This window comes from Chryseobacterium electrogenes, from assembly GCF_053553015.1.
This window is the reverse complement of the sequence record NZ_JBNPPB010000002.1, coordinates 2,336,702-2,362,846: the sequence shown is the minus strand read 5'-3', so window position 1 is coordinate 2,362,846 and position 26,145 is coordinate 2,336,702. Positions and strand designations below refer to the sequence as shown.

General features: G+C 35.5%; 20 protein-coding genes and 1 pseudogene. 13 read left to right on the top strand and 8 right to left on the bottom strand.

Annotation, left to right across the window (positions count from 1 at the left end):
- Both ACQQ6V_RS10860 and ACQQ6V_RS10855 read left to right on the top strand, forming a co-directional pair.
- On the top strand, window positions 1-879 hold the full coding sequence (locus ACQQ6V_RS10860) for a phosphatidate cytidylyltransferase (protein ID WP_448845542.1): 879 nt from the start codon (window positions 1-3) through the stop codon (window positions 877-879).
- Window positions 880-899: 20 nt separating this feature from the next.
- Window positions 900-1,553, top strand: coding sequence for a phosphatidylserine decarboxylase family protein (locus tag ACQQ6V_RS10855; protein ID WP_448845541.1), 654 nt, complete (start codon window positions 900-902; stop codon window positions 1,551-1,553).
- 36 nt (window positions 1,554-1,589) lie between these two features.
- Here ACQQ6V_RS10855 and ACQQ6V_RS10850 read toward each other — a convergent pair whose 3' ends face one another.
- A complete protein-coding gene (locus ACQQ6V_RS10850; protein WP_448845540.1) occupies window positions 1,590-2,684 on the bottom strand; it encodes a glycosyltransferase in 1,095 nt (364 codons plus the stop codon).
- A gap of 195 nt (window positions 2,685-2,879) precedes the next feature.
- On the opposite strand from ACQQ6V_RS10850, the pseudogene ACQQ6V_RS10845 reads away from it, so the two are divergent.
- Window positions 2,880-5,405: pseudogene (locus ACQQ6V_RS10845) on the top strand (ATP-dependent Clp protease ATP-binding subunit).
- Window positions 5,406-5,465: 60 nt separating this feature from the next.
- On the opposite strand, the gene ACQQ6V_RS10840 reads toward ACQQ6V_RS10845, so the two are convergent.
- Window positions 5,466-6,707: a DUF445 domain-containing protein gene (locus tag ACQQ6V_RS10840; protein WP_448845539.1), complete on the bottom strand. Its 1,242-nt coding sequence runs from the start codon at window positions 6,705-6,707 to the stop codon at window positions 5,466-5,468.
- A gap of 162 nt (window positions 6,708-6,869) precedes the next feature.
- On the opposite strand from ACQQ6V_RS10840, the gene ACQQ6V_RS10835 reads away from it, so the two are divergent.
- From ACQQ6V_RS10835 to prfH, 5 genes are all read left to right on the top strand, one after another.
- On the top strand, window positions 6,870-8,090 hold the full coding sequence (locus ACQQ6V_RS10835) for an aminotransferase class V-fold PLP-dependent enzyme (protein ID WP_448845538.1): 1,221 nt from the start codon (window positions 6,870-6,872) through the stop codon (window positions 8,088-8,090).
- A gap of 189 nt (window positions 8,091-8,279) precedes the next feature.
- Complete coding sequence (gene lon / locus ACQQ6V_RS10830; RefSeq protein ID WP_448845537.1) at window positions 8,280-10,679, top strand: endopeptidase La; 2,400 nt, start codon at window positions 8,280-8,282, stop codon at window positions 10,677-10,679.
- 308 nt (window positions 10,680-10,987) lie between these two features.
- A complete protein-coding gene (gene htpG, locus ACQQ6V_RS10825) occupies window positions 10,988-12,868 on the top strand; it encodes a molecular chaperone HtpG (RefSeq protein WP_448845536.1) in 1,881 nt (626 codons plus the stop codon).
- Window positions 12,869-13,446: 578 nt separating this feature from the next.
- Entirely contained in the window at window positions 13,447-14,838 is a 1,392-nt protein-coding gene (locus ACQQ6V_RS10820; RefSeq protein ID WP_448845535.1) for an RtcB family protein, read from the top strand.
- A gap of 93 nt (window positions 14,839-14,931) precedes the next feature.
- Entirely contained in the window at window positions 14,932-15,630 is a 699-nt protein-coding gene (gene prfH, locus ACQQ6V_RS10815; RefSeq protein ID WP_448845534.1) for a peptide chain release factor H, read from the top strand.
- A gap of 339 nt (window positions 15,631-15,969) precedes the next feature.
- Here prfH and ACQQ6V_RS10810 read toward each other — a convergent pair whose 3' ends face one another.
- The 3 genes from ACQQ6V_RS10810 to ACQQ6V_RS10800 all read right to left on the bottom strand — a co-directional run bounded on the left by ACQQ6V_RS10810 (window position 15,970) and on the right by ACQQ6V_RS10800 (window position 18,524).
- Complete coding sequence (locus ACQQ6V_RS10810; RefSeq protein ID WP_448845533.1) at window positions 15,970-16,767, bottom strand: alpha/beta hydrolase; 798 nt, start codon at window positions 16,765-16,767, stop codon at window positions 15,970-15,972.
- A gap of 192 nt (window positions 16,768-16,959) precedes the next feature.
- Complete coding sequence (thiL, locus tag ACQQ6V_RS10805; RefSeq protein ID WP_448845532.1) at window positions 16,960-18,018, bottom strand: thiamine-phosphate kinase; 1,059 nt, start codon at window positions 18,016-18,018, stop codon at window positions 16,960-16,962.
- An 11-nt stretch (window positions 18,019-18,029) separates the two neighbouring features.
- The gene (locus ACQQ6V_RS10800) at window positions 18,030-18,524 is read right to left on the bottom strand and encodes an acyl-CoA thioesterase (RefSeq protein WP_448845531.1); all 495 of its coding nucleotides are present in this window, start codon (window positions 18,522-18,524) and stop codon (window positions 18,030-18,032) included.
- A 269-nt stretch (window positions 18,525-18,793) separates the two neighbouring features.
- Between ACQQ6V_RS10800 and ACQQ6V_RS10795 the strand changes: the two genes are divergently transcribed.
- Genes ACQQ6V_RS10795 through ACQQ6V_RS10775 form a run of 5 tightly spaced genes read left to right on the top strand, consistent with a single transcriptional unit; the run spans window position 18,794 to window position 22,308 of the window.
- Window positions 18,794-19,999, top strand: a complete 1,206-nt coding sequence (locus ACQQ6V_RS10795) for a BaiN/RdsA family NAD(P)/FAD-dependent oxidoreductase (RefSeq protein ID WP_448845530.1) — start codon at window positions 18,794-18,796, stop codon at window positions 19,997-19,999.
- A 6-nt stretch (window positions 20,000-20,005) separates the two neighbouring features.
- Window positions 20,006-20,638, top strand: coding sequence for a DUF2306 domain-containing protein (locus ACQQ6V_RS10790; protein ID WP_448845529.1), 633 nt, complete (start codon window positions 20,006-20,008; stop codon window positions 20,636-20,638).
- Window positions 20,635-21,540: a YARHG domain-containing protein gene (locus ACQQ6V_RS10785; RefSeq protein WP_448845528.1), complete on the top strand. Its 906-nt coding sequence runs from the start codon at window positions 20,635-20,637 to the stop codon at window positions 21,538-21,540. The genes ACQQ6V_RS10790 and ACQQ6V_RS10785 overlap by 4 nt, the downstream gene beginning before the upstream one ends.
- A 32-nt stretch (window positions 21,541-21,572) precedes the next feature.
- Complete coding sequence (locus ACQQ6V_RS10780) at window positions 21,573-21,905, top strand: bacteriophage spanin2 family protein (RefSeq protein WP_448845527.1); 333 nt, start codon at window positions 21,573-21,575, stop codon at window positions 21,903-21,905.
- 10 nt (window positions 21,906-21,915) lie between these two features.
- Entirely contained in the window at window positions 21,916-22,308 is a 393-nt protein-coding gene (locus tag ACQQ6V_RS10775) for a hypothetical protein (RefSeq protein WP_448845526.1), read from the top strand.
- Here the strand turns inward: ACQQ6V_RS10775 and ACQQ6V_RS10770 are convergent.
- From ACQQ6V_RS10770 to mutS, 3 genes are read right to left on the bottom strand one after another with little or no spacing between them, the layout of a single operon-like run.
- Window positions 22,289-22,675, bottom strand: a complete 387-nt coding sequence (locus ACQQ6V_RS10770) for a ribosomal maturation YjgA family protein (protein ID WP_448845525.1) — start codon at window positions 22,673-22,675, stop codon at window positions 22,289-22,291. The genes ACQQ6V_RS10775 and ACQQ6V_RS10770 overlap by 20 nt on opposite strands.
- Before the next feature lie 23 nt (window positions 22,676-22,698).
- A complete protein-coding gene (locus ACQQ6V_RS10765) occupies window positions 22,699-23,514 on the bottom strand; it encodes a hypothetical protein (RefSeq protein ID WP_448845524.1) in 816 nt (271 codons plus the stop codon).
- Window positions 23,515-23,545: 31 nt separating this feature from the next.
- Window positions 23,546-26,134, bottom strand: a complete 2,589-nt coding sequence (gene mutS, locus ACQQ6V_RS10760) for a DNA mismatch repair protein MutS (RefSeq protein WP_448845523.1) — start codon at window positions 26,132-26,134, stop codon at window positions 23,546-23,548.
- Window positions 26,135-26,145: the final 11 nt, after the last annotated feature.

Below are 26,145 nucleotides of genomic sequence, written 5' to 3'. Positions count from 1 at the left end.
TTGGATAAAAATCTCATTCAGCGTCTTATTTCCGGATTAGTTTACGGATTACTAATTGTTATTTGTACAACACCTTTGGGAGAAAGTTGGCTAAGTCCTATATTCCCAATGGTAAAACAGCAATATTTGTTTTATGCACTGATTACTTTCTTTATGATTGTTGGTGTGTGGGAGTGTATTAGAATAATGAAATTCGATAATAGCATTTACAAATGGTTGGTTTATCCACTGGTGGCATTTATCTATTATCAGTTTTCTAAACGATTTTTCTACCATGGTTTTTATTTCCAATTTGACTTAACGGAGATGCTAGCCCTTTCTTTAATTCTTATTGCTTGCATCACATTATTTAGATTTAAAAAAGAACTATATTTCGAGAACGGAAAATTTATTTTCACGGTAATATATACTGTTTTACCTTTTGGATTTGCCTTAGGATTACCAAAATTCAGTACTTTAGATCCATACAATAAGCCTTTCACATTAGAAGTGATGATGTTGTTTATTTTGATCTGGAGCAGTGATAGTTTTGCATATTTTACAGGAAAGTTTTTTGGAAAACATAAAATGGCACCTAAAATTAGCCCCAAAAAAACTTGGGAAGGTTTTGCAGGCGGTGTATTTTTTACGGTAATATTAGGTTTTTTTGTAGAAATGTATCTTCCGGATCTTAGAGGGAATTGGATGATTGTAGGATTATTGGTGTCAATTTTCGCTCCATTAGGCGATTTGGTAGAAAGCCAATTGAAGCGTACTTTTGCAGTTAAAGACAGCGGCAATATTATGCCAGGACATGGTGGTGTATTAGATAGACTAGATAGTTTTATTATTTGCGCACCTGTTGTATATTTGTATTTTATATTAGAAAAATTATTTTAAATAGACTTTAGACCATTACTATGACACTTCATAAAGAATCGAAGGGCACTTTAACAGTCGCTATTATTGCAATTTTAATTATAGGAGGATTATCTATTACGTTCCTTAAAATATGGTCATTATTAATTATTGTGCCTTTATTAGTTGTTTTAGGATTAATATTTTGGTTTTTCCGAGTTCCTAATAGAGAGATATTGGATCATGTAGATAATGTTATAGCACCTGTTGATGGGAAAGTTGTAATGATCAAAGAAGTTTTTGAAGACGAATTTTTGAAAGAAAAGTGTCTACAGGTTTCTATTTTCATGTCTCCTCTTAATGTACATATTTGCCGTTATCCAGTTTCTGGTGAGGTGATTTATAAAAAATACCATGAGGGCAAATATCTTGTCGCTTGGCATGAGAAATCCTCTACAGAAAACGAAAGAACGACTGTTGCTGTAAAAAGTGCATATAATCACAATGTTGTATTCCGTCAGATTGCTGGTTATGTTGCTAGACGTATTGTTTACTATTGTAATACCCAAGATCAAGCAAAAGCGGGACACGAGTTTGGATTTATAAAATTCGGGTCTAGAATGGATGTTTTCTTGCCTCTAAATACAGAAATCCTTTGCAAAATAGGTGATGTAACGACAGGAGGTATCGATGTTATCGCGAAGCTAAAGAATTAATTCTCTTTTTAACGGATATATTTCGGAAGATAGTTTTTATTCTAATGCTTTCTTGAAAACGGCTAAGATTCTTTGTTCTTCATTTTCCCAACATAATTCTTCTGCAGCTTTGTTAAGATTGTCGTTGTAATAAGATTTTCCGTTGTTTAAAACGGAATTAATTTTTTCAGCCAAATGTTTTGGATCATGGTTGTCAATGGTTTCGCCTACATGGTAACCTTTGGCAATCTTACTCAATTCTGGAAAGTTAGAAACTACAACAGGAACTTTTGCCTGTACATAATCCGAAATTTTGTTTGGTAAAGAATAATAATAACTGAGTCCTTTATTCTCCTCAATGCTCAATCCAACATCTGCTGTAGGTGTAATAGCGCGTAATTCTTTAGGATGTAGTTTTCCTAAAAATTGGACTTTATCTAGCACTTCATATTGCTCTGCAATCGCACGAAACTCATGTTCCATAGGTCCACCGCCAGCAATTTTGAGTACGGCATTATCAATATATTGCATCGCCATAATCGCTTTGTCAATGCCGCGAGAATAATTAAGCCAACCTTGATACAGGATAATCTTTTGTTCTTGAGAATCTATTTGTTTTAGATTTTGCCTTTTAGGCAGATTTCTCACCACAACAGGTCTATTAATTTGATATTCTTTTACAAACCAATCAGCATAAGAATCGCTCGCAGTCATCATATTGCTAAGCTTAGGAAAATAGGTTCTCTCAATCCACCGCCATACTTTTTGCGATAATTTTCCTTGGACAGCCGGCATCTCACTGAACATTTCGTGGCTATCAAAAATCAAAGGGATGTCAAGTGTCTTAGAAATCTTATAATTGGGGATAATCGTCTCTAAATCATTGGATAATAAAACGGAATTTTTGTCAGCCCTTTTCTTTAAATCAGAATAAAGTTTTAGCATAAACTCTGGATAGGCAGTTTTCAGAGTTTTTGATTTTAACGGAATTCTATAGAAATCATAAGGCCTAGACATTGGCTCTGCACCGCCCCAATCGTTACCAATCAATATAATTTCGAAATTATTTTCCAAAAGACTTTGACAAACTTTCTCTACACGTTGATCGGTATACAAATTACTGAAAACACTGACTATGACTTTCTTTTTCAAGGAATTAAATTTTGATTGGCTAAAAATTAAGTAAGCCTACAAACCTAATTAAAAGCCTTAACATAAACAAAAAATAATGTCAGAAAGTCCATTTTTTTAGAATGGTAACAAATTTGCAAAACAAAAAGTATAAAATTCAATATTTTTTGTTGTAATTTTATTTAATCTTTTTTATTAACACAGAGACACATCACAATGGATTATAAATTTTCAGACGGTTTGAACGGCGTGTTCAAACAAAGCAAAAATGAAGCAAGACGTTTGCAGAGCGAGTTTCTGAATACAGAGCATTTTCTCTTGGGAATTATCAAGACCGAAAACTCTGCCAAAGAAATCCTTGAATTACTTAATGCCGATCTTACACAAATCCGTAGAAAAATAGAAACCATAAGCACCGCAAACTCTAACCCGTTTGTGACTAACATGGGAAGTATTTCTTTAACTAAAATGGCGGATCAAGCTGTAAAACGTGCAGAGCTAGAATGTAGACAATATCAAGCTTCAGAAATCAATACGGTTCATCTATTATTGGGTATTCTTTATAAACAAGAAGATCCTACAGCTAATATTTAACAAGCTTACGATGTTGATTATGAAGGTGTGCAAAGAGAATATCGCAAAATGCTAAAAAATACCGATCAATTACCACAAAATAGTGCCTACGACGATGACGAAGAGCGTGAGGATTTTGGTCAAATGAAAAAACCAACTGGTAATCTTGGCTCTGGTAAAAGCAAGACGCCGACTTTAGATAATTTCGGTAGAGATCTTACAACTTTAGCTAAAGATGGCAAATTGGATCCTGTTATCGGGCGCGAAAAAGAAATAGAACGTGTTTCTCAGATTTTATCTAGAAGAAAGAAAAACAATCCACTTCTTATTGGTGAGCCTGGCGTTGGTAAGTCTGCTATTGCAGAAGGTCTAGCGTTGAGAATTCATCAGAAAAAAGTATCGCGCGTCTTGTACGGAAAAAGAGTGATCACTTTAGACTTGGCAAGTTTAGTTGCTGGGACTAAGTACCGTGGTCAGTTTGAAGAACGTATGAAAGCCATCATGACAGAATTGGAGAAAAACCGAGATGTCATCTTGTTTATTGATGAGTTACACACTATTGTTGGTGCAGGAAGTTCTACAGGAAGTTTGGATGCATCTAATATGTTCAAGCCAGCTTTGGCAAGAGGCGAAATCCAAGTAATTGGAGCAACAACTCTTGACGAATACAGACAATATATTGAGAAAGATGGTGCGTTAGAAAGACGTTTCCAAAAGGTAATGGTAGAGCCAACTTCGGTTGAAGAAACCATCCAGATTCTTCATCAGATTAAAGATAAATATGAAGAACATCACAACGTAAAATATACCGATGAAGCAATTAATGCTTGTGTTAATTTGACAGCGAGATATATTACCGATCGTTTCTTACCGGACAAAGCGATTGATGCGATGGACGAAGCAGGATCTAGAGTGTATATCAAAAACATGAAAGTACCTTCTGAGATCATTGATTTCGAAACAAAAATCGAAGATGTTAAAGTACACAAACAAAGTGCTGTTAATGCGCAAGACTATCTTGAAGCCCGTAAGCTTAAAGACGAAGAAGAGCGCTTGCAGTTAGAACTTAACCTCGCTCAAGAGCAATGGGACAAAGATGTTAAAGAGAAAAAAGAAGAAGTTACCGAAGAAAGCGTTGCCGAAGTTGTCTCTATGATGAGTGGCGTGCCTGTAACCAAAGTAGGCAAGAATGAGCTAGACAAATTATCTGCGATGGATGATAAATTGAATGGCAAAGTGATCGGTCAAGAAGAAGCTGTTAAAAAGGTGGTGAAAGCTATCCAAAGAAACAGAGCTGGTCTTAAAGATCCTAACCGTCCTATCGGAACTTTCATTTTCTTAGGAACAACAGGTGTTGGTAAAACCGAATTGGCTAAAGTTATGGCGCGTGAACTGTTTGATTCTGATGATGCTTTAATCAGAATTGACATGAGCGAATATATGGAGAAGTTTGCAGTATCAAGATTAGTTGGTGCGCCTCCAGGATACGTTGGTTATGAAGAAGGAGGACAATTAACGGAAGCCATCAGACGTAAGCCTTACGCGGTTCTTCTCTTAGACGAAATCGAGAAAGCACATCCAGATGTATTCAATATTTTGTTACAGATTTTAGATGAAGGTCACGTTACTGACAGTTTAGGAAGAAAAATTGATTTCAGAAATACGATTATCATCTTGACGTCTAACATTGGGACAAGAGATCTTAAAGATTTCGGTGATGGTGTAGGATTCGGGACTAATGCTAAGAAAACTAATACGGATGCAAGAGCAAGAAGCACGATAGAAAGCGCTTTGAAGAAAGCATTTGCGCCAGAGTTTCTTAACCGTATAGATGATATTATTATTTTCAATTCTTTAGAAAAAGAAGATATCAAGAAAATCATCGATCTTGAATTGAACAAATTATATTCTCGATTAGACAAATTGGGTTATAAAGTTCAGTTAACAGATGAGGCTAAAGATTTTATTGCAGAAAAAGGTTGGGACAAAGATTTCGGGGCAAGACCACTGAAACGTGCCATCCAAAAGTACATCGAAGATCTATTAGCAGAGATGTTGGTTAACAAACAGATGAAAGAAGGTCAATCTATCACCTTAAAGCTTAACGAAGCTAAAGATGGCTTAGAAAGTGAAACGCTTGCTAAGAAAGAAAAAGAAAAGATCAAATAATTTTAAATAGAAAGCCGCTCAATTTTGAGCGGCTTTTTTTGTATATTTTTCTATTTAAAATCAAATAAAATGAGCAATCGTATAGATGATTAATCCTACCAATCCACCTACAATAGTCCCATTGATACGGATAAATTGAAGATCTTTCCCGACTTCTAATTCTAGTTTTCGGCTGAGTTCTTTGCCTTCCCAATTACCTACGGTATTACTAATTAAAAGGCCAGCTTCTTTGGTGTTTTTCAAGATATATTTGTACGCTGTCACTCTAATCCAAGAATCAATTTTGTGTTGTAATTTCTCATTAGATTTAAGGTTAGTGGCCAGTTCTGTAAGATTTTTTTTGATGTAAATTTTCAATGCAGATTGTTCTTCGGTAAGTTCATTAATCACGGATTTCTTAATTGAAAACCAAATATCCTCGGCATATTGCGTAAGCTTTTCGGTTTTAAGAAAGTCATCTTTAATGGACTGAAACTCATTCTCCCATTTGGTTTCAGTTTTTATTTCATCCGCGAATAATAGAATTTTTTCGGTGATTTCTTGTCGTAATGGATGATTAATGTTTTGTTCTATTTCTTCAAAATAATGGCTTAATCCAGACACAATTTTTTCGGAAATTTTCCTATCGACAGATTTTGGTACAAAGAAATAACTTTCTTTTTCTACACGTTCTGTGACGATGGTTTCATTTTCAATAATATAGTTCTTAATCTGGGCACTGAGATTAGTAATGATTTTTTGATGATCGTTTTTCTGGATGACATAATCTATTCCGTTTCCGACTAACTTATTAATTTTAACAGAATCTGTAAGTTCTAAAGCTTTATTGGTGATAAATTTTACCACTTCCTTATCATCTAATTTTTGCAGAATATCTAATAATATTGACGAAGCTTCTCTTACAAAAACCTCTTGATTACGATCTTTTTCTATCCAATCACCCGCAAAACCGGATATTTTTAGTTTAAGAATATAAGGTCTGATATTTTCAGGTGCCAAAAAATTATCAACGACAAAATTACCAAGGTTGTCTCCAATTTTCTCTTTGCTTTGCTCTATTAGGTTGGTATGTGGTATTTTAATCCCCATTGGATGATGAAACAACGCTGTAACCGCAAACCAATCTGCCAATGCGCCAACCATCGCAGCTTCTGAGAAAGCTCTTATGTAACCAATCCAATGAGATGGGTTATGTTTCTGTAAAAAAGTCATTCCTATAAAGGTAAAAGCCATTAATAAAAATAAGCCTGTGGCTAAGGTTTTATACCTTGTAAGCTGTTGTTGCTTTTGTTGATCTGTCATTATGAATAAAATAAAAATGCTATCCTAACAAAGTTAATTTTTTACACGGAATAAGTCATCTTAATCGATAGCTTTTATTGCTTTTAACAGAAAATCTCAATGAATCTTAGCTCAGGTATTTATATAATTTGCCGTAACTTTGATGCATTCTAAATAAATAAAATGCTAGACATTCAAAATATAAGAGAACAGTTCCCTATTTTGCATCAAGAGATCAACGGAAAACCTTTAGTTTACCTAGATAATGCAGCATCTTCACAAAAACCTAATTTTGTAATAGAGACTTGGGAGAATTATTATAAAACTATTAATGCTAATGTGCATCGTGGCATCCATACGTTAAGCCAGCTCGCAACGGAAGAAATGGAATTGGCGCGTAAAAAGGTTCAAAAATTTATCAACGCACAGCATGACTATGAAGTAATTTTTACGAAAGGGACTACAGAAGGGATTAATCTTATTGCTTATGCAATGAGCAATCTTGTAAAAAAAGATGACGAAATTATCGTCTCTTATTTGGAGCATCATTCTAATATTGTGCCTTGGCAAATGTTGTGCGAAAGAACTGGCGCAAAATTAAAAGTTATCCCAATGGACGACAACGGGATTCTTCAGATTGATGTTCTAGATTCTTGGCTTAACGAGAAAACTAAAATTATTGCTGTTAATCAGGTATCTAACGCATTAGGTGTTATCAATCCAATTGACGAAATTATTGCTAAAACCAGACAATTGTCTAATGCTTTTGTATTGATAGATGGTGCGCAATCTGTACCACATTTAGCAATTGATGTTCAGTCAATGGACTGTGATTTCTTTGTATTTTCTGGACATAAGATGTATGCACCGATGGGAACCGGGATATTATACGGAAAAGAATCTTCTCTTAATCAATTACAGCCTTTTCATGGTGGTGGCGAGATGATTGCGACCTGTAGTTTTGAGAAAACAACCTACGCGGATTTACCATTCAGGTTTGAAGCGGGGACGCCTAACGTTGGCGGAAATATTGCTTTGGGCGCAGCAATTGATTTTATGAATCAAATAGGCATTAATAATATCAATCAGCACGAACATGCTTTGTTAGAATATGCTCAAAAACATCTTTTAGAAATCGAAGGCTTAAAAATATATGGCGAAAAAGCCCAAAGAACTGGTGCGATTTCTTTCAATCTAGAAGGTGTTGGGATTGCCTCTGATGTTGGGATGATCTTAGACAAAATGGGCATCGCCGTGAGAACGGGACATCATTGTGCCCAACCGATTATGGCTTATTTCGATATTGCAGGTACTGTAAGGGCAAGTTTTGCAGTTTACAATACTTTCGAAGAAATTGACAGACTGGTAGAAGGCGTTAAGAAAGCACAGAAAATGCTATCTTAATTTCCCTAAAGATAAATTAACTAATCCCTCCAATTACGGAGGGATTTTTTATTTTCTGCCAAAAAATCCGATGGCATAAGAATTGTGAAATTTACTTACTTATTTCACAATAGCTTAATTGAGCTGATTATTCGGTATTAATTAGCTTTAACCTTTAAAACAAATGACAATTTGTCATCCTAATATATTATGACAGAATTTGAAGATCTCAATTTAGATGAAATCCTAGAAGATGGCTTCGGAATTATAACTGAGGAAATTAACTTAGCAGATCAGAAAGAAACAGACGCTGGACAGATTTTGTTTCCGATTCTTCCTGTAAGAAATATGGTGATGTTTCCTAAAGTTATTACGCCAATTACAGCTGGTCGAGAAAAATCAAAAAAATTATTAGAAGATGCGATGCGTGACAATCAACTCGTTGGTATTGTTACCCAAAAAAATGCATCAGAAGATAATCCTACAGATAAAGACCTTTACCGTGTTGGGACTTTAGCTAAAGTTATCAAAATTATTAAGCTGCCGGAAGGTAATATTACGGCAATTACTCGCGGCGTAAAGAGATTTAAAATTAAAAATCTATCAGCTACAGATCCTTATTTTATTTCAGAAATTACAGAATTAAAAGATTCTAACACGCGTAATAAAGAACAGTTTGAAGCTTTGGTTGATAATATAAAAGATCTTTCACTTAAGATTATCGACTTAGATCCTAACATCCCAAGTGCTGCTAATTTTGCGATTAAAAATATAACGGAGCAAGAAGATTTGCTTAATTTCATTGCGGCAAATGGTAACTTTTCATTCGAGAAAAAGCAAAGTCTTTTGGATGAAAAATCTATCAACAAGCGCGCCGAGTTGCTTTATGAGCTAATGCACGAAGATTTCAGATTGTTAGAATTAAAAAATCAAATTCATCAGAAAACAAGCAAAGATCTAGACAAGCAACAAAGAGAATATTTTCTTAATCAGCAGATCAGAACTATCCAAGAAGAATTGGGTGGCGGACCAGACTCTGATGTTGAAGAATTTAAAAAGAAAGCCGAAAAGGTAAAATGGACTGAGGAAGTAGAAGCGCATTTCCAAAAAGAAATACAGCGTCTGCAACGCCAGCATCCTAATTCTCCAGATTACAACGTCCAGAGAAACTACTTGGATTTCTTTACAGACTTGCCTTGGTTGCATTATTCCAAAGATGTTTTTGACCTTAAAAAAGCTGAAAAAACCTTAGATAAAGACCATTTTGGCTTAGAAGATATTAAGAAAAGAATCTTAGAACATATTGCCGTTCTTAAGCTAAAAAGTGATATGAAATCGCCGATCCTTTGTCTTTCTGGGCCTCCGGGCGTTGGTAAAACATCGTTAGGAAAATCTATTGCCTCAGCTTTAGGCAGAAAATATATTAGAATTTCGTTGGGTGGTTTACACGACGAATCCGAAATCCGTGGTCACCGTAAAACTTATATTGGTGCTATGGCAGGTAGAATTTTGCAAGCTATCAAAAAATCAGGAACATCCAATCCAGTCATTGTTTTGGACGAGATTGACAAAATCGGAAAAGGCATGCACGGCGATCCGAGTTCTGCGTTATTAGAAGTTTTAGATCCTGAACAAAACAATAATTTCTATGATAATTTCTTAGAAATGGGTTATGATTTGTCCAAAATCATGTTTATCGCGACAGCTAATAATCTTGGCGAAATCCAGCGTCCACTTTTGGATCGTATGGAGATTATAAATATTGCGGGTTATACTTTAGAAGAAAAAATAGAAATCGCTAAGCGCCATTTGGTCAAGAAGCAACAATCCGAAAATGGATTAACGGCAACCGCTTTTAAACTAGGAAATCCAGAAATCAAACATATCGTCGATGCGCATACCTCAGAAAGTGGCGTAAGAACTTTAGAAAAACGCATTGCAGCAGTTGCCCGTTGGGTAGCGCTACAAATTGCGATGGAAAACGATTACGATCCTAAAATCACGATCGAAAAAATTGACCAAATTCTTGGCATCCCAAGACCGAGTACGCTCGCCGAAACCACTGATGTACCAGGCGTTGTAACAGGATTGGCTTGGACAAGTGTTGGTGGAGATATCTTGTTTATCGAGAGTATTTTGTCCAAAGGAAAAGGCACGCTAACAATGACGGGTAACCTTGGAAACGTGATGAAAGAATCTGCAACCATTGCATTAGAATACATCAAAGCGCATTACGAAGATTTCGGATTAACAGAAGCAGATATCGCAGAGAAAAACATCCACGTGCACGTCCCAGAAGGCGCTACGCCCAAAGATGGACCTTCGGCTGGGATCGCGATGTTGACCTCCATGGTGTCGAGTTATAAAAATAAAAGCATTAAGCCTAATCTAGCCATGACGGGCGAGATTACTTTGCGCGGAAAAGTATTGCCTGTTGGTGGTATTAAGGAAAAACTTCTAGCCGCTACTAGAGCTGGGATAAAAGAAGTAATCCTTTGCGAAGCCAACAGAAAAGATGTCGAAGAAATCAACAAAGATTATCTAAAAACACTAAAAGTCAATTACGTTAAGTCCATGAGTGAAGTCATAGATTTAGCCATCAAAAAATAATTTTTCATATCAGAGAAAGAGTTCAGATTTAATTTGAGCTCTTTTTTTTGGCGCCATTTCCGTCTACAACTCCCACTCTTTTATCTTGGCTTTCGCTGCGCTTCGCCATGATAAAAGGAGTTCCGTCTCCGCCGGGGCGCATGATTCTTCGCTAGACGAGTCGTTAATAGACAAATTGTCACTTTGCCCGTTATGGTATTTTTTTTGAGATTCAATCATCAGTTTTGTTAGGGTTCAAAATTCTAACAAGACACCAACAACAAATCGTAAAATCATCAATTAACAAATTAACTAATACATCAATAAATATGTCAACAGGAAAAATTAACGTATCGGTAGAAAACATCTTCCCACTGATTAAAAAATTTCTTTACAGCGACCACGAAATATTCTTAAGAGAATTAATCTCCAATGCAACGGATGCAACGACTAAACTTAAACATCTCATTAATATCGGAGAAGCGCAAGTAGATTATGGCAATCCAATCATAGAAGTTAAGATTGATAAAGATGCCAAAACCATCTCTATCAAAGATCAAGGTCTTGGGATGACTGGCGAAGAAGTAGAAAAATACATCAATCAAGTAGCTTTTTCTGGCGCTGAAGAATTTCTAGAAAAGTACAAAGATTCTGCTAAAGATGCCGGAATTATAGGACATTTCGGTCTAGGATTTTACTCCGCTTTTATGGTGGCTAACCAAGTTGAGATCATCACAAAATCTTACAAAGATGCGCCAGCCGTACATTGGACTTGTGATGGTAGCCCAGAGTTTACACTAGTAGAAAGTAACAAATCCGACAGAGGGACAGAGATTATTCTTCACGTTGCAGAAGATTCTTTGGAGTTTTTAGAAGAGTACAAAATCTCTGAGCTGTTAACTAAGTATAACAAATTCAACCAAGTTCCGATTAAATTTGGTACAAAAACCGAAACACTTCCTTTGCCAGAAGGTGCTGCAGACGATGCAAAACCAGAAACGATCGAAGTGGATAATATCATCAACAATCCTAATCCTGCTTGGACTAAAAATCCGTCTGAGTTAAAAGACGAAGATTACAAAAACTTCTACAGAGAGTTATATCCACAACAATTTGAGGATCCATTATTCCACATTCATCTTAACGTAGATTATCCGTTTAATCTTACGGGCGTTTTATTCTTCCCAAAGCTGTCTAACAGCATGAATATCGAGAAAGATAAAATCCAATTATACCAGAATCAGGTTTTCGTAACCGATGAGGTTAAGGGGATTGTACCAGATTTCTTAATGTTGTTAAGAGGCGTTATCGATTCTCCAGATATCCCATTGAATGTCTCTAGATCGTACTTGCAAGCAGACGGTGCGGTGAAGAAAATCTCATCTTATATCACCAAGAAAGTGGCCGACAAAATGGTAGAACTTATCCGTGATAACCGAGAAGATTACGAACAAAAATGGAACGATATCAAGATCGTTATCGAATACGGAATGGTTTCTGAAGACAAATTCTATGAAAAATCAGATAAATTTGCCTTATATCCAACCGTTGACAATACCTATTTTCTTTGGGATGAGTTGATTGAAAAAATCAAACCTAACCAAACCGACAAAGACGGAAAAACTGTAATCCTTTATGCGTCTAATGCCGATGCGCAAGACAGTTATATCCAATCTGCGAGAGACAAAGGTTATCAGGTTTTATTGTTAGATACGCCAATTACGCCACATCTTATTCAGAAATTAGAAACGTCTAAAGACAATATTTCATTTGCGAGAGTAGATGCCGATCACGTTAATAATTTAATTAAAAAAGACGAACCAGTTCTTTCAAAATTAAAAGAAGAAGACAAAGAAACCCTTAAAAAATCTGTTGAAGAAGCGATTAATTCTCAGACTTACACCGTGCAATTAGAAGATCTGGATAGCCAAGATGTGCCATTTACCATTACACAGCCTGAGTTTATGCGTCGTATGAAAGACATGCAACAGATGGGGGCTCCGTCTATGTTTGGCAATTTCCCAGAGATGTACAATCTTGTGGTTAACGCTAATAGCGACTTGGCAAGTGACATTCTTAACACAGAAAATACGGAGAACAAAAATACTAAAATCCAACAAGCTTTGGATCTTGCAAAACTCTCTCAAAACCTATTGAAAGGGAAAGAATTAACCGACTTTATCAAACGTAGTTTTGATCAGTTAAAGTAATTTTTTTCATTCATTGATATTCCAGAATCCGAAACATTAATTTGTTTCGGATTTTTTTATTTTTTTTTAAAATTAGCGTATTTCAAAAAAAATAATATCTTTGTATCTGAAAATCAAGTTCAACCAATTAAAAAACAACGAAGTAATGTTCAAATACAATCAACATACATCTGTAGGATTGCCTTTTGCAAAGGCGAGGCTTCGTGGTTTGGTACACTCTTAGAATAGCAGTACAATGAAATATCAAAACCCGAAGTCGTAAGATTTCGGGTTTTTTATTGCGCAATATTTCAAACTCAAAACAGTTTCCCCGAAATCATTTTATTAGGAGCTTAATCCCGCTTTCCGCTATATCTTTTTTTGCCAATGCTGTCACTCTGAGCCTGCAAAAGTCCAACAACAAAAAAAGGATGTCGCTGCAATCGGGGCTAGGAATTACAACTCCAAACAAAGCTTTGTCATAAAATTGAAGATTTTGACAAAAAACAAATCAACTAAAAATCTAGTTGAAAAGAATTGGTGTGATTTATTGAAAATCTAATATCTAATATCTCACATCTAAACTCTAAAACAAAACAATGGGAAATTTAAAACTAAAAGGAAAAGATATATTAAAATTAGGCTATCCAAATAATCAGAGCGTAAACATTGCTTTGGAAGTGATGAAGAGAAACTTCGCCACCAAAAATATTCATTATGTGAAATCTCTTCTCAAGGAAATCCAGCAAAATCCGGAGAATTTCGAGAAAGATTTAACCTTCGGACAGATTGCAGAAGCTTTGCTTTCATCCAAGAAAACAGAAAAAAGAATGCTCAATACCAACCGAGCGACTTTCAATATTTTCGGAAATAATATTTCAGATGAAGCCAAAAACCAGTTGTATACCGCTTTAAAGCTTCCTATTTCAACGCAAGGTGCCCTGATGCCCGATGCACACAGCGGTTACGGACTTCCAATCGGTGGAGTTTTGGCGGTAGAAAATGCAGTGATTCCTTACGGAGTCGGGATGGATATTGGCTGTAGAATGAGCTTAAGTATTTTGGATACGCCAATTTCATATCTGGACGGCGCAAGAGATAAATATGAAAAAGCTCTTGCCGAACATACCAAATTCGGGATGTATGAAACGCACAAATCTCACATCGATCACGAAATTTTCGACAGAGATACGTTCGGTTTAATTCCGATTTTGAAAAGATTAAAAGTAAAAGCCATCAAACAAATGGGAAGTTCCGGCGGTGGAAATCACTTTGTAGAATTCGGGGAAGTAGAAATCACAGAAGAAGACAAACAAATTGGGCTTCCAAAAGGAAAATATTTAGGCATTCTTTCACACAGCGGTTCTCGTGGTTTAGGCGCAGAAATCGCTCAATATTATTCGAGAGTGGCGATAGAACAATGTCCATTACCCAGAGAAGCCCAAAATTTCGCTTGGTTAGACTTGAATACGCATCTCGGATTAGAATATTGGACGGCGATGAATTTGGCGGGAGATTACGCTTCGGCTTGTCATGATGATATTCACAGAAGATTGGTAAAAGCCGTCGGTGGAAGAGTGAAAGCCAAAATTGAGAATCATCACAATTTCGCTTGGAAAGAAATCCATAACGGAAAAGAAGTAATCGTTCACAGAAAAGGAGCAACTCCAGCCAACGAAAATGAGTTGGGAATGATCCCAGGATCGATGACAGCAAAAGGTTTCATCGTTCGAGGAAAAGGAAATCCAGATTCGTTAAATTCTGCTTCACACGGCGCAGGAAGAGCTTTCTCTAGAGGCGAATGCAGAAGCCGTTTCACTCAAAGTGATATTAAAAAAGAATTAAATTTCAAAAATGTCACGTTGATTGGCGGAAATACCGAAGAAGCTCCAATGGCGTACAAAGACATCAATGAAGTCATGAACGCACAAAGCGAATTGGTTGATATTCTGGGAACTTTCCAGCCTAGAATTGTGAGGATGGATAAGTAAAATGGTTTTTAGTTTTTAGTTGATGGTTGTTAGAATTTTTAACGTCATCAACTATTAACCATCAACCGACAACCGACAACAAACAAAAAAACAATGGACAAAATAATACAAATAACCTCAGGAAGAGGACCTTTAGAATGTCAATGGGTAGTTGCCAAAGTTCTAAAGGTTTTTCTTGAGGAAGCAAAAGATAATAAAATAGATTACGAAATTATCCATCGTGAAAAAGGTGATGAAAATCTGACTTTGAAGTCTGTAACGTTGCTTTTAAAATCAAAAAATATAAACGAATTTTTAAAAACTTGGTTGGGAAGTATTCTTTGGACAGGGAAAAGTACGTTTAGAAAATTGCATAAAAGAAGCAATTGGTTTATCGGGATTTTTGAGTTGGAAGGTTTGGGGAAAATTCAATTTAATGAAAAAGAAATTAAGTTTCAGACGGCGAGAAGTCAGGGAAGTGGTGGGCAAAACGTGAATAAAGTTAACACCGCCGTTAGAGCAACTTATCCGAAAACCGGACAAAGTGTTTTTGTGCAAGATTCGCGTTCGCAATTGGAAAATAAGAAGCTTTCTATTATTCGCTTGAAAGAAAAAGTAATGGAATTTCACATTCAGCAATTGGAAAAAAGGATGCAAGAAACGTGGAATAATCATCTTAATGTACAACGAGGAAATCCAATAAAAACGTTTTCTGGAAGTGATTTTAAAAAGAATTATCAAGGAAAATCTTTCAAAAAAGAAAGACATCAATTGAAAACTGAACTTAAAAATTACAATAATGACCTAAACTAAAAATAGAAAAAAATAACTTTTATAAAGGAAAAATAGCGCCATCTAATACTAATGGCGCTATATTTATTAAGCTATAATTAGCTTTTCTGTTGATTTTTTAGAATAATAGTAGATTAGATAAATAAGAGGTCCTATTATTGGTAATAAAAAGAACAAAAAATAGCTAAGGACTGTAATGGCTGTCTTTTCTTTTCTAATTAAAAAACTAGCAATAATTGTTGGAATGAAAAGCGAAATTGTAAATAAAATTAAAATTACCATGTTTTTTTTTATGTAAAAGTATAAAAAAAATATAGTATTGTTTGAGTTTTAGCAAATAGTTTATTGAAAATGTAATATTTATAGTTTTTCGATAGCTTTAATAACTTGATCTTTATCCAAAACCATGGCTTGCAAATGCTCTCCAGAATATTCTATAAATTGTTTTGGCATTGGTGCATTTTGATAAATAATCTGACCATGAAAAAACGGAACTGTCGTATCGCCTTTGCTATAAATAAATAATTTCGGTAGGTCTTTTAAATTTTTAATATCTTCTTTGGCGGAGTAAGGAGATATCATATACTTCTCAATCATCTCCTTATTTTCTGGTGAGAAATGAATTGCAATATCTGTAAATGATGCCATACCGCCATCTATAATAAGACCAGATATTTTAGCCTGATTTTCTTTAGCCAGATGAGTTGCAATCTGAGAACCTAAAGATGCACCGTATATATATAATTTTGTATTTTTAATATCAGAGCGACTCAATAAATAGTCTAACATTTTTTGTCCATCACTTGCCACATTAGCATGCTTAGGCTTTCCTGTAGATTTTCCATAACCGCGGAAATCCACCATCACAACTTGGTAACCATTATCTACCAGAGGCTTTACCATGTATTGATAAGTTGTTACATTACCATTTGCACCATGAAAAAAAAGAATAGTTTTTTTAATTTCGGCTTGATTAGGTTTTAAAAATATAGCAGTTATAGTATCTTTTTTATCTACAGCTAGGCTGATATTTTCAAAGTTTTTGAATTCTAAGGCTTTCATTTCTTTACTAGGTTGATAAAATTTATCGTCCATTTGCCCTTTGTAAAGATTAGAAAATAACGCAATAACCAAAGTGAATAGTAATGTAGTTTTCATAATATTGTTTTAAATGATGTGTCAAAACTACGTTTGCATCACATCTTATGAAAAAATAAATTCCCGAATGGTTAAAATTGAATACTGATTGGTAAAAAAAATGTTCGGTACAATACCGAACATTTTGTATTAAATATATTATTAGCTTAATCTTTTAGATTTAGCATAAAATGAAGCTATTTTTATAGAAAATTAGTTATCCTTATTAAGAAAAGCATCCCAACCTTGTGCAGTTAGCGGTACCATTTGGTTAGAGCCTCTTGCGATAAGGTGATTGCCATCATTAAGATCTGTTGCGTGACCAATCACACTAAAGTCAGGATGTCCTACAATTTTATCAAAATCCTCTGGCGCAATGGTGAACAGCAATTCATAATCTTCGCCGCCGTTAAGTGCTGCCATTGCAGGATTAAGGTTGAGCTCGTCTGCTGTGCTTATGGTAAGATTGTCCAAAGGTAATTTTTCTTCATACACACGGAAACCAACCTGAGATTGATCCGAAAGATGAATCACCTCAGACGCCAGACCATCAGAAATATCAATCATAGAGGTTGGAGTAATTCCTAATTCTTTCAACATATTTTTAACATCTGTTCTCGCCTCAGGCTTTAGTTGACGCTCTAAGATATAGTCGTAGCCTTCCATTTCTGGTTGTGCGTTAGGATTAGCTAAGAAAATGGCATGCTCTCTTTCTAGGATTTGTAGACCAAGATAAGCACCGCCAAGGTCACCAGAGACAACCAAAAGATCATTAGGTTTTGCACCTTTACGGGTTACAATGTCTTCTTGATTTTCTAGTCCAATAACGGTAATGCTCATAACCAGTCCAGCATTAGAGCTTGTGGTATCGCCCCCAACAAGATCCACTTTGTAACGATTACAAGCCAATTGTATCCCTGCATACAGTTCTTCTAAAGCTTCCACCGGAAAACGATTAGAAACCGCTAGCGAAACTAAAATCTGAGTTGGTGTTGCGTTCATCGCTGCGATATCACTTAAGTTAACCACAACAGCTTTGTAACCCAAATGCTTTAACGGTACATAACCCAAATTGAAATGAACACCTTCTGCCAGTACATCTGTGCTAACAATAACTTTTTTACCATCAGGATTAATAATGGCGGCATCATCTCCCACGCCCAATTCTGAGGACTCGTTAACGAGCGGGAAATGCTCTGTTAGATGTTTTATCAACCCGAATTCTCCTAATTTAGAAATCGGCGTTAATTCTTGAGATTTATCTTCAAACATAATTTGTTAACTTAATTAAAAATTTCTGGATCAATATTATCTGGACGGAAAGGCAAAGCCTTGATATCATCTCTGGTCATCACCTTAGTGTTTTCGGTTTTGTAAGGCTCCAGTGCTTGGATAATATCATCTGGTGGCGTTGTTGCTTTTCTCAACATCATATCAATCCATACGCCTGTAGCTTCTGCTGTCGCACAATGTGTGCCGTCTGGCATATAAAATTTATGCACAAATTGATAGATTGACGCATCCTCCGATGTTCCTGCAATTTCTACACTTACAAAAACATGTTGATCTGCATATATTTCCTTAAAAAAAGAAAATCTTTCGTGCAGGATCACAGGACCAATTCCCCAACGGTTAAGCTGCGCTAATCCCATTTTTTCCTGGTTCATAAAAGCCATTCTTGCTTGTGCACAATAATTGACGTAAGACGAGTTGGCAAGGTGTCTGTTGGCGTCTATATCGCTCCAACGCACATCAAATTTATAATAAAATGTTTTCATCTTTTTTTAATTATAATGGCAATTCCCTCACCACGCAAGAGCCTGAGCTCGGGTCGGGCTGTCCGCTGTATCTTTTTCTTTTTTCGCTCGGACGGCTCCGCTACGCTCCGCCGCCTCACTCCAAAAGAAAAAGGATGCCGCTTCCATCCCTATTGCGGAGAGGCGTACAATTACCAGATTATTTTAAGAATAATAAGTTTCAAAATTACTCCAAAAAGATGGTTTATAAAAATCGTACTTTTGAAACTCAAATTTATTACATAAGGTTAATGAAGAAAGTTGTTATAATTGGTGGCGGTGCTGCAGGATTTTTCTGTGCTGCCAACTTAGATGAGAATCTATATCAAGTCAAAATATTGGAGCAAAATAAAGACGTCCTTCAGAAAGTGAAAATCTCTGGCGGAGGACGTTGCAATGTGACGCATGCGTGTTTTGATCCACAAGATTTAGTTAAGTTTTATCCACGCGGTGAGAAGGAGTTGAGAAGTGTTTTCAGCAAATTTCAGCCGGGCGATACCATGGACTGGTTTGAGCAGCGCGATGTAGAGCTCAAAATCGAAAAAGACAACCGAATTTTTCCTGTGACCAACCAATCTCAAAGCATTATTAATGCTCTAACTTCAGAGATCACGAAAAAAAATGTTGAGGTTATCACACAATGTAGCGTAACGCAAATTGAGCAGAAAGACAATCGTTTTTTAATAGAAACAAAAACGGGAAGTTTCACTGCGGATTATGTAATTTTCACGACAGGAAGCGCACCAAAATCCCTAAAATTAGTAGAGAATTTGGGGCACAAAATTGTGAGTTTGGTGCCGTCATTGTTCACATTTAACATCAAAAACCCTTTATTATCAGAACATATGGGGACGTCTTTTGAGTGGGCAGAAATCACGATTCCCCAACTAAAATTAGAAGAAAGCGGACCTTTATTAATAACACATTGGGGGCTAAGCGGTCCCGCGGTGCTTAAGTTGTCAGCTTGGGGTGCCAGGTTATTATCTGATGTTGGTTATAAATTTGAGATTTTTGTCAATTTCATCTCGAAATCCGTGCAAGAGGCTGAAGAGGATTTTTTAGATTTTAAAAATTCAAACCCTAAGAAAACCATTGGGCAAAGCAAAATTTTTAATGTGACCAATCGTTTCTGGCAAAGCCTTTTGAGTTATTCTAAGATTGATCTGGACAAACAAATATCTAATATTAACAAAAAAGAAATGCAAGTGTTGCTGGAGAATCTTTGTGTTCTGAAGTTGCAAGTTAATGGTAAAAGTACCTTCAAAGATGAGTTTGTAACGGCTGGCGGCGTAGATCTTAAAGAAATTAATTTCAAAACGATGGAGAGTAAAGTCGTTCCGCAGTTCTATTTGGCTGGTGAAGTCCTAAATATTGATGCCATAACGGGCGGATTCAATTTTCAGGCATGTTGGAGCGAGGCTTGGCTCATTGCTCAGGATCTTAATTCTAAAGGGTAAAGCAGAATGCGCATCAACCCAAAAATATCATATAAGATTTTCAACGGGATTATTCTGTTGAGTTTTTTATACTTTTTTTGGTTGATGTTGCGCATCACTTTATTGTATGTTCCTTATAGTTCTACAGCTTTATTTTTAGCCATAAAACAAACCGAAGTTACATCAAGACCAGAATATTTAACGATATTTTACACGCATGTCTACAGCAGTATTTTTGTGTTGTTAACGGGATTTATTGCCTTGTTTTTTAAATCTAAAAAAAGCAAGTGGCATCATTATTCTGGGAGGGTTTATGTGAATTTTACGCTTGTTTTTTCTTCTTTGTCGGGGATTTATATGGGCATTTTCGCTAATGGTGGATTGGTGGGGAAACTTTCGTTTGTGATACTAGGAATTCTTTGGTTTTATACCACTTACAAAGCCTATCAGGAAATCCGAAAAGGAAATGTTATAAGCCATCAACATTGGATGTGGCGCAGTTACGCTTTGTGTTTTTCTGCGGTGACATTGCGGCTGTGGAAAGTAATTTTAGTATATTTATTCCATCCTAATCCCATGGATGTCTATCAGATTATTGCGTGGCTGGGTTGGATTCCTAATTTGGTTTTAATAGAGTATTTAATAAAAAAACAAAAATGATGAAATATCAATTAATATTCTCTGCTTTGTCTTTAACATTGATTTTAGCATCGTGTAAAAAAGATAAAACAGAATTAGCTGAGAATAAAAAAACGTCTGATTCTATAAAGGTTGAGCCAGAAGTGCATCAAGAGTTGTATGGTATCTATACAGGAAATTTTGAGAAAGAATATGATCCTAACTCTGACGATTATAGTGAAGAATATAATATCAAAAAATTATCCATAAAACTTAACCGTATCACCAAAGATAGTGTCTATGGTTATAGTATTGTTAATGGTAATCAACGTCCTTTCCGTGGGGTTTATAATAAGAATTCTAAAAAATTTGTGCTAGATGAGCCAGGCGATGACAAAACAGATGGTCGCTTTCTGGTAAATCTTAGAAAAGATAGTCTTGTAGGGACTTGGGATGCTTTTGATGCAAAGGCGGTGAAGTCTCCTAAAAAAACGGTTAAGCTTTTGAAAAAACAATTTGTTTACAATTCTAACTTTATGTTGGATAAAGACAAATCTGATATTGTGGACTGGACAACCACCAAAAGAGGAGAAGCATCTTACGTGGATGATGACGGCAAAAAACAATCGTACGAAACCGAAAAACAGCGTTATGCTTCTGATGCTATCTTTACAGTTAACGCTTCCAAAAAAGTTTTAACCGAAAAAGAGATCAAGAATCTGAAAAAACTGGACTTAGAAATCATTAAGAATGCAATATTTGCAAGACATGGTTACTCTTTTAAGAAACAGACGTATCGCCAATTTTTTGATTTTCAGGATTGGTATGTCCCTGTTTCTAATAATGTCGATGCAGAATTGACACCTTTAGAGAAAGAAAACGTAGCACTTCTTAACAGATTTATAAAATATGCAGAGGATAATTACGATAACTTTGGCAGATAGCTAAGAATTACTATTTTTGAATAAAAAATTATATGAAGTCATTCTCAAAATATATGAGCGTTTTTGCGGTTCTTGTATTGCTATTATTAGGGTCTTGCCAAACGAGAATTGTGGATGTGCAAAAGCCATTGCATGATAATACATTAACGCTATATAAAACATATGTTATCCAGACTAAAGACAGCCAGAAAATCAAAATGGAAGTCATTAAAGTAGATGGCGAAAAAATCTACGGAAAACTGAAATCAGGAGAGCAAAAAGAAATTTTGAGAAGCGAAGTCCGAGAGATCAACAAAACAGATTATCTTACTTCTGCTGTAATTGCAGTTGCAGCAATAGCAGCACTAATTTTTATACCAATCTAAAAAAAATAAAATGATGAAGAATTTATTAATTTTTGCAAGTATGTTTTTTTTCACTGTGATTAATGCGCAACAGGATAATGATTTGCCCAAGCCAATAAGTTCTAAAGATGCAAAGGCACCACAGTTTCCTGGAGGGATTGATGCATTTAATAAACTTGCTCAATATAATTTTAATGCAAAAAATGTCAAATGTAAAGGTGGAACGATTTCTACAAAAATTAATTTTACGATTGATGCAAAAGGTAACTTAATAGATGCAAAAGCTATAGGTCCTAATGAAAGCCTTAATAACGAGGCAATTAGATCGGTTGAGTCTGTTAAAGAAAAATGGACGCCAGGATCGCTTAATAACGAGAATTTAAAATCTTACTTTTCTTTACCTTTTAAGATGTCTTGCGGCTAACGGCAAGGGCTTCTATAAGGTAAAGAATGATGCCACCAACCAGATAACAGATAATATCAATCCAACTAAAAGAATTACCCAATACGATCATCGCGACTTTGTTGTCTTTTAATCCCAGAAGTTCTCCAAAGTGGAAATATTGTAAAAATTCAATTATAAAAGAGAAAATAACTAACCCAATAATTAATTTTGTTGGGTTTATTATTACAAAAGCTTTAACAAAATAATACATCAGCATTACCACAAAAACATCACCAAGATAAGCTCTAACAAAGAAAATATCTTTAAAAGTTGTAGCAATTAATACTTCTACAACAAAGATGATTAGGGCTATTATTAGGTTTTTTAGACTGAATTTAAGTTTCATAAGTGCTTCAATAGTAGTAAATTTTAAAAATCAATTTCAAAAATATAATTGATAGGATGCGCGCCATTATCTGATACTTGCCAATTGTTATCGTTAATTCTCAGGAAAGTACTTTGTTTTACTTTACTATTATAAAACTGTATTTGTGGAGTAGATAGTTTTGGGTTATATTCTCCTATCTTGGCAACAATTTGTATTTCAACAACAAAGCCATTTTTCGGAAATGATACTTTTTCTTCTAACGCAATTTTGTTGTTTTTTCTAAGCAATGATGATACGGGGATAATTAAAGGATTGTCATTAATTTTAGTATTACCAGGGAGGTTATTTTGTAATTCGTAAAAATTGATGATAAGAAAACTTGTATTTTCTATTTTGGTTTTTATTGGTATTTCTATACTCTTTACAATGCCTTCTTTATTGTAATTATTATTTATAATTGTACCTAATCCTATTCCTTTTGGCAAAAAAGTGGTATTGTTATTTTTGAAATTTTTACCGACAATAATTGTTTGTCTGTGAGGAATTATAACATCATCAATAGGTATAAGCTTAGGACTTAGATAAACGTCTTTAGAATATTCACTTTTAAAAATATTTCGTTTTTCGTAACCAGACTTTTCTATTCCAAAAAACTCAGGCTTATTTTCATTCAGGTTAAAAATACCTAAAGAATCACTGTAAAATATTTCGTTATCTAAGGTTATTTTAGCATACTTTATTGGTTCGTTGTTGATGCTATCTTTTATATAAATTTTTTGAGCATTAAAAGCAACTGTAACAAAAACCAAAAGCGTTGTCAAGAAATTTGTCCAGCGATAAAAATTAAGTGTTTCCATTGCTATTAGATTTTAATTTTCAACGATAACCCTATTTCCCAATCATTTTTTTGATGGAATTAAGTTTCATTAGTGCTTCAATTGGTGTCAAAGTATTGATATCAATTTTCGTTAACTCTTCTCGGATGTTTTCTAAAACAGGATCGTCCAACTGGAAGAAGGATAATTGCATATTTTCTTCGGTCACGCGTTTTATTTTTTCGCCAGAGTTTTCTGTGGATGATCTACTTGCTTCCAAGGTTTTTAGGATTTCGCCAGCGCGATTAACGACTTTATAAGGCATACCTGCTAGTTTTGCCACATGAATACCAAAGCTATGTTCGCTTCCACCAGAAACTAATTTTCTCAAGAAAATAATGTTGCCTTTGTTCTCCTGGATTGCCACATGGAAATTTTTAATTCGGTCAAAATTAAGCGTCATCTCATTCAGTTCATGATAATGCGTCGCAAATAATGTCTTAGCCTGCGTTGGATGCTGGTGAAGATATTCTGCAATCGCCCAAGCGATAGAAACGCCGTCGTAAGTGGATGTTCCGCGACCAATCTCGTCCAGAAGAATCAAGCTTCTCTCGGAAATGTTGTTCAGTATATTAGCGGCTTCATTCATTTCAACCATAAACGTAGATTCGCCAGCAGAAATATTATCTGTAGCGCCAACTCTGGTGAAAATTTTGTCTAAAGTTCCAATTTCTGCATGTCTCGCCGGGACAAAACTTCCAATCTGAGCCAATAAAGAAATAATCGCCGTCTGTCTCAAGATCGCCGACTTACCCGCCATGTTGGGACCTGTAACCATTATAATCTGTTGAGAATCCTTATTAAGGAAAATGTCGTTCGGGATGTATTTTTCTCCCAAAGGCAAAGATTTTTCGATAATTGGATGACGACCTTCTTGGATGTTAATATCAAAACTGTCGTTAAGAATCGGTTTAGTATAATTGTCTTCTATGGCAAGATTAGACAAGCCTACGGCGCAATCTAACTCGGCAATTAATCTAGCGTTTTCTTGGATATGATCGATATAGATGAGTACTTCTTCACAAGATTGTCTGTATAATTGTAATTCTAAAGCAGAGATTTTTTCTTCTGCACCTAGAATTTGACTTTCATATTCTTTAAGCTCTTCGGTGATATAGCGCTCAGCATTAACCAGCGTTTGTTTTCTGATCCAATCTTCGGGAACTTTATCTTTATGCGTATTTCTAACTTCAATAAAATAACCGAAAACATTATTGAAATCAATTTTTAGGCTCGTAATACCCGTGCGCTCTATCTCTCTGGCGCACATATCGTCTAAGAAACCACGTCCTTTGCTCTGTAAACCGCGCAGATAATCCAATTCTTCTGAGATACCTGTCATAATCACCTTTCCTTTATTGATGTTAACAGGCAATTCTTCATTAAGGTGAGATTGGAGGTATCTGATGAGATCTTCCATATTATTGAAAGGATCTAGCCAAGCCAAAACATCCGGAAAAGCATGAAGCTTCCCTTTAATTTCCTGAATATTAATAATGGATTGACGGAGATAACCGAGTTCTTTAGGTGAGATTTTTTCAGCAGCTAATTTGCCGACCAAACGATCAAGATCAGAGATGCCTTTCAATAAATCCTGAATGTCATATTTTAAATGATCTTCGTTGTTGAGGAACTCTATTAAGCTTAATCTTCGGTTAATATCGCTAATGTTTTTAAGCGGAAGAATTAATCTTCGTCTTAACAATCGTCCGCCCATTGGCGTGTTTGTTTTATCGATAATATCCAGCAGAGATTTGCCTTGATGATTGGACGCGAAAACGATTTCTAAATTTCTCAACGTAAAATTATCCATCATCAGATAATCATCTTGAGGAATACTTTGGATTCTGGTAATATGCTGTAAAAGTGCATGATGAGTATCTTCTACCAAATAAGCAAAGATAGCTCCTGCTGCGGTAACGCCTAATTTTTGCTCGTCAATCCCGAATCCTTTTAAAGATTTAGTTTTAAAATGTGACGTTAATTTATCGTAAGCATAATTGTATTGATAGGCCCAATCTTCTAGCTTGAAAGAGTTTTTGTTGTTAAGCTGAGACGGTAATTCGGTGGTTCTTTGATAGATAATTTCGCTAGGGTCAAAGGTATGTACAATGTGCAATAGCTTTTCTAAAGGCCCTTCGCTGACCAAAAATTCTCCAGTTGAGACATCTACCAATGCCATCCCAAATTTTTCTTTCTCTCGATGGATAGACAATAAAAAGTTATTCTTCTTAGAGCTTAACACCTGGTCATTAAAGCTGACACCTGGCGTTACCAACTCTGTAACACCACGTTTTACGATGCCTTTTACGGATTTTGGATCTTCTAACTGATCACAGATTGCGACACGCATGCCAGCTCTCACTAACTTTGGCAAATAAGAATCCACCGAATGATGCGGAAAACCCGCCAATTCTATATGACCGTCGCCATTGGCTCTTTTGGTCAGAACAATACCAAGGATCTGAGACGTTTTTATGGCATCTTGCCCGAAAGTTTCGTAGAAATCACCCACTCGAAATAATAACAATGCATCAGGATATTTTGCCTTAATGGTATTGTACTGCGTCATCAACGGGGTTTCTTTCTTCGCTTTTGCCATAATTAAAAATT